At 68.7% G+C, this 8486-nt stretch carries 7 protein-coding genes; 4 read left to right on the top strand and 3 right to left on the bottom strand.

The window, feature by feature from the left end; all coding sequences use genetic code 11:
• The 3 genes from secA to KBI44_08415 all read right to left on the bottom strand — a co-directional run.
• Positions 1-2753: preprotein translocase subunit SecA (gene secA / locus KBI44_08425; protein MBP9144494.1), on the bottom strand; the 2753-nt coding region annotated here is incomplete at its 3' end.
• Positions 2754-2877: 124 nt separating this feature from the next.
• Entirely contained in the window at positions 2878-3777 is a 900-nt protein-coding gene (locus KBI44_08420) for a M23 family metallopeptidase (protein ID MBP9144493.1), read from the bottom strand.
• Between the two features lie 148 nt (positions 3778-3925).
• The gene (locus KBI44_08415; GenBank protein MBP9144492.1) at positions 3926-5455 is read right to left on the bottom strand and encodes a YifB family Mg chelatase-like AAA ATPase; all 1530 of its coding nucleotides are present in this window, start codon (positions 5453-5455) and stop codon (positions 3926-3928) included.
• Positions 5456-5555: 100 nt separating this feature from the next.
• Here KBI44_08415 and KBI44_08410 point away from each other — a divergent pair, with 100 nt between their 5' ends.
• The 4 genes from KBI44_08410 (at position 5556) to KBI44_08395 (ending at position 8460) form a co-directional block, all read left to right on the top strand.
• Positions 5556-6350 carry a thymidylate synthase gene (locus tag KBI44_08410; protein ID MBP9144491.1) on the top strand — a complete coding sequence of 265 codons (795 nt, stop codon included), beginning with the start codon at positions 5556-5558 and terminating at the stop codon, positions 6348-6350.
• A complete protein-coding gene (locus KBI44_08405) occupies positions 6347-6901 on the top strand; it encodes a dihydrofolate reductase (protein ID MBP9144490.1) in 555 nt (184 codons plus the stop codon). The genes KBI44_08410 and KBI44_08405 overlap by 4 nt, the downstream gene beginning before the upstream one ends.
• A gap of 105 nt (positions 6902-7006) precedes the next feature.
• Complete coding sequence (locus KBI44_08400) at positions 7007-7612, top strand: LemA family protein (GenBank protein MBP9144489.1); 606 nt, start codon at positions 7007-7009, stop codon at positions 7610-7612.
• Positions 7613-7617: 5 nt separating this feature from the next.
• The gene (locus tag KBI44_08395) at positions 7618-8460 is read left to right on the top strand and encodes a TPM domain-containing protein (GenBank protein MBP9144488.1); all 843 of its coding nucleotides are present in this window, start codon (positions 7618-7620) and stop codon (positions 8458-8460) included.
• Positions 8461-8486: the final 26 nt, after the last annotated feature.

The raw sequence follows: 8486 nt of genomic DNA, 5'->3' as shown, positions 1-8486 counted from the left end.
GCCGTCGCGCCGTGGCACTTCTTGTATTTCTTGCCGGAGCCGCAGGGGCAGGGGTCGTTGCGGCCGGTCTTGTCCTCGACGCGGATCGGTTGCGGGGCGGGCGGCGGGCCGGGTCGGCCGGGGGGGCCGGAAGGGCCTCCGGGAGCCGATCCCGCTGCCGTTGCCGGTTGCACCTGGGGGGCGGAGAAGACCAGGCGCTGGGGCGGCGCCGAGCGTTCGCGGCGCAGCCGCTCCTCCTCGAGCTGCTGTTCGGAGACCGGTTCCATCCGGAAGAGCGTCTTGATGACGGTGTCCTCGACGCGCTCCTTCAGGGCCTGGAAGAGCTCGTAGCTCTCTTTCTTGTACTCCTGCAGGGGGTCGCGCTGACCGTAGCCGCGCAGGCCGATTCCCTCCTTGAGATGGTCCAGGGCCAGCAGGTGGTCCTTCCAGGCGAGATCGACGTAGCGCAGCATGACGTCGCGTTCGAGCATCCGGAGGAGCTCGGGGCCCAGGCGCTGCTCCTTGTCGAGATACTTCGCCTCGACCATCGCCCAGACCTCCTCGGCGATCTCGCGGTCCGTCATCTCGGCGAGTTTCAGGCCGCGGGTATGGAGGTCGATGTCGTAGTAGGAGAGGACCTCTTTCACGAGCTCGGAGAGCGTCCATTCCGCGGGCTCGGTCTTCTCGGGGCAGTGCGTCGCGACCAGGGTCTCGAGGATGTCCTTGCTCACGCCGACGATGTAGTCGCGGCCTTCGGTGCCGTCGAAGATGTCGCGGCGCAGCTTGTAGATCGCCTCGCGCTGCTTGTTCATCACATCGTCGTACTCGAGCAGGTGCTTGCGGGTCTCGAAGTTGCGCCCTTCGACCTGCTTCTGGGCGCGTTCGATGGCCCGCGAGACCATGTTGTGCTCGATCGCCTCGCCCTCTTCCATGCCGAGGCGGCCCATCAGGCCCTGGATTCGCTCCGAACCGAAGAGCCGCATGAGGTCGTCTTCGAGCGACATGAAGAAGCGTGAGGAGCCCGGGTCGCCCTGACGTCCGGCGCGGCCGCGCAACTGATTGTCGATACGCCGCGACTCGTGGCGTTCGGTGCCGATGATGTGGAGACCGCCGGCCGCGAGGACCTCTTCGCGCTCGCGGGCACAGGTGACGAGGTACTGATCGTAGGCGTTCTGATAGGCCTCCGCCTCGGTCTCGACAGTCGGATCGGCCTCGGAGCGGGCGAGCCCTTCGGGGTTGCCGCCGAGGAGGATGTCGGTGCCGCGGCCGGCCATGTTGGTGGCGATGGTGACCGCCCCCTTGCGCCCGGCCTGAGCCACGATCGAAGCCTCACGCTCGTGGTACTTGGCGTTCAGGACGACGTGGGGGATCCCCTTGCGCTTGAGCATCCCGGAGAGCATCTCGCTCTTCTCGATCGACAGGGTGCCGACGAGCGTCGGCTGGCCCTTGGCGTGGCAGTCCTCGATCTCCTCGACCGTCGCGTCCCATTTCTCGCGCGCGCTGCGATAGACGAGGTCGGGGCGGTCGGCGCGGATCATGTCGCGGTTGGTCGGGATGACGACCACATCGAGCTTGTAGATGTGCTCGAACTCGGAGGCCTCGGTCACCGCCGTGCCGGTCATGCCCGAGAGCTTCTTGTACATGCGGAAGAAGTTCTGGAAGGTGATCGTGGCGAGCGTCTGGTTCTCGCGCTCGATCTTGACGCCCTCCTTCGCCTCGACGGCCTGGTGCAGGCCGTCGGACCAGCGGCGGCCGGGCATCATGCGGCCGGTGAACTCGTCGACGATGACCACCTGGCCGTCCTTGATCAGGTACTCGACGTCGCGCCGGTAGAGGTAGTGCGCGCGCAGCCCCTGGTTGACGCCATGGATCAGGTCCATGTTCTCCATGTCGTAGAGGTTGTCGACGCCGAGGAGCTTTTCCACCTTGCCGACACCCTGGTCGGTGAGGGCCACGGTGTGCGCCTTCTCGTCCACGAGGAAGTCGCCGGTGGTGTGCTTGTTGCCGTCCTTGTCCTCGATCTCCTCGCCCCGTTCGAGCCGCGGGATGATCTTGTCGATCCGGTAGTACTTGTCGACGGACTCTTCGGAGGGCCCGGAGATGATCAGCGGCGTCCGCGCTTCGTCGATGAGGATCGAGTCGACCTCGTCGACGATGGCGAAGAAGTGCCCCCGCTGCACCATGGCGGCGAGGTCGAACTTCATGTTGTCGCGCAGGTAGTCGAAGCCGAGCTCGTTGTTGGTGCAATAGGTGATGTCGCACTGGTACGCCGCGCGCCGGTTGACGTCGGAGATGTCGTGCTGGACGATGCCGACCGAGAGGCCCAGGAACTGGTGGACGCGCCCCATCCATTCGGCGTCCCGGCGCGCCAGGTAGTCGTTGACCGTGACGATGTGGACGCCCTTGCCGGCGAGGGCGTTGAGGTAGCTGGGGAGGGTCGCGACCAGGGTCTTGCCCTCGCCGGTCCGCATCTCGGCGATCTTGCCCTGGTGCAGGACCATGCCGCCGACCAGCTGGACGTCGTAGTGGCGCATGCCGAGGACCCGGCGCGCCGCCTCGCGGACGACCGCGAAAGCCGGCACGAGGAGATCGTCGAGGCTCTTGCCGGAGGCGAGCTCCCTTCGGAACTCCTCGGTCTTGCCGCGCAGCGCCTCGTCGGAGAGCGCCCGGATTCCGGGCTCGAGGGCGTTGATCGCGGCGACCATCGGCTGCAGGCGCTTGACGTCGCGCTCGTGTTTGTTGCCGAAAACCTTCGTGATGACCTTATTCAGCATGCGGTGAGTTTCATCCGGAGGAGGCGCGGTCGCGGAGCGCGACGGCGAACGGGAATTCTAGCAGAGCGCCGCGGGGCGCTCTGCAGGGCGGTGCCGGCGGGGAGTCTGGCGGGAGCCGGGCGGCTCAGAGAGCGCCGTCGGCGCGCTCGAGGATATAGGCCAGCGGGTTGACCGGCTCACCGTTCACCTGCACTTCGTAGTGCAGGTGATAGCCGGTGGCGCGACCGGTGTTGCCGACCAGGCCGACGATGGCGCCGCGTTCGAGGCGTTGACCCGGCGTGACGTTGATCCGGGAAAGGTGGGCGTAGACCGTGGTGACGCCGAAGCCGTGGGCGACGAAGACCGCGCGGCCGAGACCGCCGTACTGCTCGGTCTTGGTGACGACGCCGTCGGCGGTTGACTTGACGGGCTTGCCGGGGGAGGCCGAGATGTCGATGCCGGAGTGGTAGGCGCGCTGGCCGGTGATCGGATCGCGGCGATAGCCGAAGGTGCTGGTGAAGATGCCGCGCACGGGCACGATCGACGGCGTCGAGGAGATCAACCGCAGATTGTCCGTCAGACGGGCTTCGACCTGCGACAGCGTCTGGTTCAGGAATTCCGATCGCCCTTCCACCTGGGCAATCTGCGCCGCCGTGCCGTCCGGCGCCGCACCCGCGGCAGCGCCGGAGCGCAGGGGGCCGCCGATGCCGGACTCGGAGCTCGCGCCGAGATTCTCGAGGCCGGCGACGATGGCAAGCTTGCGGGTGCGGTCTTCGGAGTCGGAGAGCCGGGTCTGGAGGCCGTCCAGCCGGTTCTCGAACGACTGATTGGTCAGGCGGAGGGTCTCGTTCTCTTCCTGGAGGCGGGCGAGCTCACCGCGGTTGACTCGGGAGGAGAAGGCGGACCAGGTGGACCAGGCGGCGGCGAGAGTGAGGGTTCCGACGAGCGCGGCGAGGGCGACGACTTGAAGCTGGCTCACCCGCCACTTGCGGAACCGCGATCCTTCATTGCGCACGAGTATCAGCGTGTAGTGTTTGGAGTGCATGCCCTTCTCGTCTCGAAGAAATGGAGCCGAATCGGCGACCAACCGCTGACCAGATGAAGCTCGGGGATTCTACCGTGTGACAGCCATCTGTCAACCCTGGATCCAAGAAAATGGTTTTTAACCATGGTTTTTCCGTTTCTCTCGCCCGCTACTTCCCCAGCCGGCGGTCGAGGGAGCGGTATTGGATGGCTTCGGCCAGGTGGGCGGAGTCGATGCGGTCGGCGGCGGCGAGGTCGGCGATGGTGCGGGCGACTTTGAGAACGCGGTGGAGGGCGCGGGCGGAGAGGCCGAGGCGCTCGAAGGCGGCGTCGAGCAGCGCCTGGCCCGCCGGCGCGAGCGAGCATTCGCGGTGGATCGACGCCGCGGTGAGGCTGGCGTTCACCGGCGCCGGGTGATCGGCGGGGAAGCGGCCGCGCTGGCGCTCGCGCGCCGCGAGCACCCGCGCCGCGAGCTCGCTCGAGCCCTGCTGCGGGCGTTCCTTGAGCTCCTGCAGACGGATCGACGGCACGTCGACGTGCAGGTCGATGCGGTCGAGAAGCGGCCCGGAGACTCTCCCGCGGTAGCGCTCGATCGCCGGCAGCGGACAGCGGCAGGCGTGGCGGGTGTCGCCCAGATGGCCGCACGGGCAGGGATTCATCGCCGCGAGCAGCGTGAAGCGGGCGGGGAAGGTCAGCCAGGCGCGCGCCCGGACCACCGTCACCTGGCCCTCCTCGAGCGGCTGGCGCAGCGCCTCCAGCGCGTCGCGGTGGAACTCGCCGAGCTCGTCCAGAAAGAGCACGCCGCCGTGCGCGAGACTCACCTCGCCCGGCCGCGGTACCGGGCCGCCGCCGACCATGCCGGCGGCGCTCACGCCCGGATGCGGGGCGCGAAACGGGCGCCGGCGCAGGAGACCGGCGGGCGGGCGCTCGGCGACCAGCGAGTGGATCTTGGTCACCGCGACCGCCTCGGCCAGCGTGAGCGGCGGCAGGATCGAAGCGAGGGCGCGGGCCATCATGGTCTTACCGGCCCCGGGCGGGCCGATGAGGAGCAGATTGTGTCCGCCGGCCGCGGCGACCTCGAGCGCCCGTTTCGCCGCCTCCTGGCCGCGGATCTCGGCGAAGTCGGCGGCGCCGTCGAACGGGGCGGCGAGCTCCCAGCCGCCGGAGCTCGGCGTCTCCGGCAGGCGCGCCGTGCCCAGCAGGTGCCCGACCGCCTCGCCGATCGTCCGGATGCCGCGCACCGTGAGAGCGCCGGTCGAGGCCGCCTCGCCGGCGTTGGCGGCCGGCAGGAGGAGCTCGCGGCAGTCGATGGTGCGGCCGAGGTCGGCGATCGCGAGACCGGCACGGACCGGGCGGACGCTGCCGTCGAGGCCGAGCTCGCCGCACAGCATCGTGCCCTCGAGCGCCGGCGCCGGCAGCGCGCCGTGAGCGGCGAGGAGGGCCAAAGCGATCGCCAGATCGAGGTGGTTGCCCTCCTTGCGCAGGTCGGCCGGGGCGAGGTTGATCGTCACGGCGCGCGGCGGCAGATCGAAACCGCAGTTGCGCAGGGCGCTGCGGACGCGCTCGCGGCTCTCGCGCACGGCGGGATCCGGGAGGCCGACGATCTGCATCTGTGGCAGGCCGGTCTGAACGTCGACCTCGACCTGGACGGGGCGGGCTTCGATGCCCCAGGGGGTGGCGGAAAGTGCGCGGGCCAGCATCGAAGAGTAAGGACGCAGAAATGCGGCTGAATCTGGCAGGTTCCCCAGCCGGGTTGCGATTTGTGCCGAGGCCGGGAGGGTTCGCTAGACTGTGTCCGCCTTGCGACCCTACCTCGACCTCCTCCGTCAGATCCTCGACCGTGGCGTCGAGAAGGCCGACCGCACCGGCACCGGCACGCTCTCGCTCTTCGGTCACCAGATGCGCTTCGACCTGCGCGCGAGCTTCCCGCTCATGACGACCAAGAAGCTCCATCTCAAGTCGATCGTGCACGAGCTCGTCTGGTTCCTCTCGGGGAGCACCAACGTCGCCTACCTGCGCCAGAACGGGGTCACCATCTGGGACGAGTGGGCCGACGCCGAGGGCGAGCTGGGACCGGTCTACGGCCATCAGTGGCGTTCCTGGCCGGCACGCGACGGCGGCGAGATCGACCAGATCGCCCGCTTGATCGAGGGCATCCGGTCGAACCCCGACTCCCGCCGCCACATCGTCTCGGCCTGGAATCCGGCCGATCTCGACCGCATGGCGCTGCCGCCCTGTCACGCGCTCTTCCAGTTCTACGTCGCGCGCGGCGAGCTCTCCTGTCAGCTCTACCAGCGCAGCGCCGACGTCTTTCTCGGCGTGCCGTTCAACATCGCCTCCTACGCTCTGCTCTGCGCCATGGTCGCCCAGGTCACGGGCCTGCGTCCGGGCGAGTTCGTCCACACCTTCGGCGACGTTCACCTCTACCTGAACCACCTCGACCAGGCGCGCGAGCAACTTGCGCGCGAGCCGCGGGCGCTGCCGCGCCTCGAGCTCAACCCCGAGGTGCGTTCGATCTTCGACTTCCGCTTCGAAGACGTGACCTTCAACGGCTACGAGCCGCACCCGGCGATCCGGGCGCCGATCGCCATATGAGCGCGGTGGGGGAGCCGACGGCGGGCGAGCGGCGGGGGCGTGGGCCGGGCACTGCGCCGATCGCCGCGATCGCTGCGATCGCTGCGAACGGGGTGCTGGGGCGCGACGGCGGCCTGCCCTGGCGGCTGCCGGCGGATCTCAAACGCTTCAAACGGCTGACGCTCGGACACCACCTGATCCTCGGGCGGCGCACCTGGGAGACGCTCGACGCGCCGCTCCCGGGGCGCATTCCGGTCGTCGTCACGCGGCGCGCCGGCTCGCTCCCGGGGGTGCTGCAGGCGGCGACAGTCGGCGCGGCCCTGGAGATCGCCGTTCAGGCGGGAGATTCCGAACCGTTCGTCGGTGGCGGCGCCGAGATCTTCCGCCTGGCACTCGAGGAGGATCGGATCGACCGCCTCTACCTGACACGAATCCACCAGGAGTTCGAAGGCGATACCTGGTTCCCGGCCTACGACGAAGCGCGCTTCCGTCTGGTCAGGCAGGAGGATCACGGCGTCGCCGAGGGCCATCCCTATCCGTTCAGCTTCCTCGATTTCGAACGTCGCCGTTGACCGGTAGCGGGCCACCACCTGCCGGTGGGAGTCCCGGCCGGGACGCCGGTTAGTGTTATCGTTTTTGCCGATCAGGGCTCAGAGATCGCCGATCAGGAGGAAGTGATGACCAAGGCTCTCGGATGTGGAATTGCAATTGTCGGACTGCTGGTACTCGTCGGTTTCATGGGCGTCGGGCAGTACAACGGACTCGTCGGCAGTGAGCAGGCGGTTTCGGCCGCCTGGGCGCAGGTGGAGAACACTTACCAGCGGCGCGCCGACCTGATTCCCAATCTGGTGGCGACGGTCAAGGGCTCGGCCGCCTTCGAACAGGAGACCCTGCAGGCGGTCGTCGAGGCACGCAGTCGCGTCGGCCAGGTGAGCGGTCAGGCGACCCAGCAGATCCTCGACAACCCCGAGAAGTTCGCCCAGTTCCAGCAGGCGCAGGACGGCCTCTCCTCGGCGCTCTCCCGCCTGCTGGTGGTGGTGGAACGGTACCCGGAGTTGAAGTCGACGGCCGCCTTCTCCGACCTCATGACGCAGCTCGAAGGGACCGAGAACCGGATCACCGTCGAGCGCATGCGGTTCAACGAGGTGGCGCGGGAATACAACACGCGGCTCGCCAAGTTCCCGACCAACCTCTTCGCCCGGATCCTCGGCTGGCACTTCACCGCGCGGCCGTACTTCGCCGCCACTGCCGGCGCGGAAACCGCACCCAAGGTCGAGTTCTAGGTCCTTTGACGACGCCCCCTGGCGGCAGCGATCTCCGCAAGCGCCCGCGCCTCGCCTCTCTTGGGCGAGGGTGGGCGCTTGTCGTCTTTGCCGCCTGCGTCGCGCTGTTCGGGTTGCCCGGAGCCGGCGGACCTGTCGCCGGCTGGGCAGCTGCCTCCGGCCGGCCGGTGCCCGAGAAGCCGGCACGGTGGGTCACGGATCAGGCGGGGGTGCTCTCGCCCGGCGCCGCGGGCGCGATCGACGGCAAGCTCGAGGCGTTCGAGAAGGCGCAAGGCTCGCAGGTCCTGGTCGCAATCTTTCCCGCCCTGCCCGAGAACGAGGTCCTGGAGGAGTACACGCAGCGGGTCGCCGAGGCCTGGCGAGTCGGGCGCGCGAAGCAGGACGATGGCGTCGTGCTCTTCCTCTTCGTCGCCGACCGGGCGTTGCGCCTCGAAGTGGGCTACGGGCTCGAAGGCGCCCTGACCGACCTCGAGTCGAAGCAGATCCTGCAGAACACCGTAATCCCGTACCTGCGCAACGGCGACTACGACGGCGGTTTCAACGCCGGCGCCGACGCGATCCTGGTCGCCATCCAGGGCGAGTACACCGCCGATGCCGGGGGCCGAACGGGCCAGAGATCGAAGGGCGGTGGCCTCGTCTTCTTCATCTTCATCGTCGTGATGCTCATCCTGATCAGCGCCGCGAAGAACCGCGGCGGCCGCCACAGCAACTGGACCGGCGGCGGTGGAGGATTCGGCGGCGGGGGTTTCGGAGGCGGCGGTTTCGGCGGTGGCTTCGGTGGCGGTGGCGGCGGTTTCTCGGGTGGCGGGGGCTCCTTCGGCGGCGGCGGCGCCAGCGCCCGCTGGTAAGAGCACAAAAGCCAGAAACAAAAGCC

The organism is Thermoanaerobaculia bacterium (genome assembly GCA_018057705.1).
GTDB lineage: Bacteria > Acidobacteriota > Thermoanaerobaculia > Multivoradales > JAGPDF01 > JAGPDF01.
Note: the sequence above shows the minus strand (reverse complement) of the source record. Positions and strands in the feature narration are given on the sequence as shown.